Raw genomic sequence first — 1495 nt, 5'->3', positions numbered from 1 at the left:
TCGCGCATTCACCTGCTGGCCGACTACCTGCGGGATGGCCTGATTCTCAAGGCCCAGGTCGATGTTCTCGCTCAGGCCGTGCGCGACCGGAAGAACATCCTGATCGTCGGTGGCACTTCCTCGGGCAAGACGACGCTCGCCAACGCCCTGCTGGCCATGGTCGCGGCCTGGAACGAGAGGGTGATCCTCATTGAAGATACCCGGGAACTCCAATGCGCCGCCAAGGACTGCGTCGCTCTGCGCACCCGGCCCGGTGTCGTCACCCTGGCCGATCTGGTGCGCTCCACCCTGCGGCTGCGGCCCGACTGGATCATCGTCGGCGAGGTCCGGGGCGCCGAGGCCCTGGACATGCTCAAGGCCTGGAACACCGGTCATCCCGGTGGCATCGCCACCCTGCACGCCAATTCGGCCCGTTCCGCCCTCTATCGCCTGGAGCAACTGGTCCAGGAGAGCGTCATCGTCGTCCCCCGTGCGGCTTCGCCGCACCGATCTTTGAATAAGCCTCAACCACGGGCAAAGCCCGTGGTTGAGGCGGGCGCCTGATCGCCGAGGCCATCGACTTGGTGGTTTTTCATATCCGGGCGCGGATCCGCGCGGCGGGTGGAGACCATCGCCGAGGTCTCCGGCCTGGACGGTGATGGCGATTACCGGATGGCCGATCTGTCCCCGGTATCGCCACCCCAGCGTTGAAAAGGAGTTTTCGTCATGCGCAAAGCCTTGGTTGTCGCGTCGTCCGTTGTTCTCTCCGCGATCCTTTCCGCACCCGCCCATGCGGCGGGGCCGGGCATGCCCTGGGAGGAACCGCTTCAGCGGATCCTGGAATCCGTGCAGGGGCCGGTGGCGAAGATCATCGCGGTGATCATCATCATCGTCACCGGTCTGGCCCTGGCCTTCGGGGAAAGTCCCGGTGGCTTCCGGCGGCTGATCCAGATCGTTTTTGGCCTGTCCATCGCCTTCGCGGCCAGTTCGTTCTTCCTGTCCTTCTTCTCCTTCGGCGGCGGAGCGCTGGTGTGATGGCCGTCCCCCACATCGACGGCTTCGAGATCCCCGTCCACCACTCCCTGGCCGAGCCGATCCTGCTGGGCGGGGCGCCGCGCGCGGTGGCCATCCTCAACGGCACGCTTTCCGCCGCCATCGGCTTGGGGCTCCAGCAATGGATCGCCGGGCTGGGCCTGTTCGTCGCCGGTCATACCCTGGCCGTGTTGCTGCGGGAAGTCCTGACCAACGAGCCCGCGCCCCTGGTGGACAGCGACGCCGACAACAAGGCCCTGGACGCCGACGCGGCTCTCCAGGCCCTGGGTGGCGACCATGTGGGTTTCGGTCATCTGACCACCACCATCACCCTGTTCGACGCGGATCGCCAGACCGTCGAGGATCAGGCCCGCACCGTCGAACGCATTTTGGGTGGCTTGGGCTTCACCTGCATCCGCGAGAGCGTCAACGCGGTGGAGGCCTGGCTGGGCAGCCTGCCCGGGCATGTCTACGCCAATGTGCG

General features: G+C 66.4%; 1 protein-coding gene and 3 pseudogenes. All 4 read left to right on the top strand.

Annotated elements, in window-relative coordinates:
- Positions 1–690: pseudogene (locus ACLIRY_RS27035) on the top strand (ATPase, T2SS/T4P/T4SS family); the annotation flags it as partial.
- Positions 691–705: 15 nt separating this feature from the next.
- Positions 706–1014, top strand: a complete 309-nt coding sequence (locus ACLIRY_RS27030) for a TrbC/VirB2 family protein (protein ID WP_413208515.1) — start codon at positions 706–708, stop codon at positions 1012–1014.
- A pseudogene (locus ACLIRY_RS27025) lies at positions 1014–1202 on the top strand (conjugal transfer protein); the annotation flags it as partial. The gene ACLIRY_RS27030 and the pseudogene ACLIRY_RS27025, both read left to right, overlap by 1 nt.
- Positions 1200–1495, top strand: a pseudogene (locus tag ACLIRY_RS27020) (conjugal transfer protein TrbE); the annotation flags it as partial. The pseudogenes ACLIRY_RS27025 and ACLIRY_RS27020, both read left to right, overlap by 3 nt.

The organism is Rhodospirillum sp. A1_3_36 (genome assembly GCF_047263945.1).
Taxonomy (GTDB): domain Bacteria; phylum Pseudomonadota; class Alphaproteobacteria; order Rhodospirillales; family Rhodospirillaceae; genus Rhodospirillum.
This window is presented reverse-complemented; position numbering and strand designations above follow the sequence as displayed.

What these genes read in the sequence shown, in the direction of transcription:
- ACLIRY_RS27030 (WP_413208515.1), top strand. Translation starts at nt 706, where the DNA reads ATGCGCAAAGCCTTGGTTGTCGCGTCGTCCGTTGTTCTCTCCGCGATC.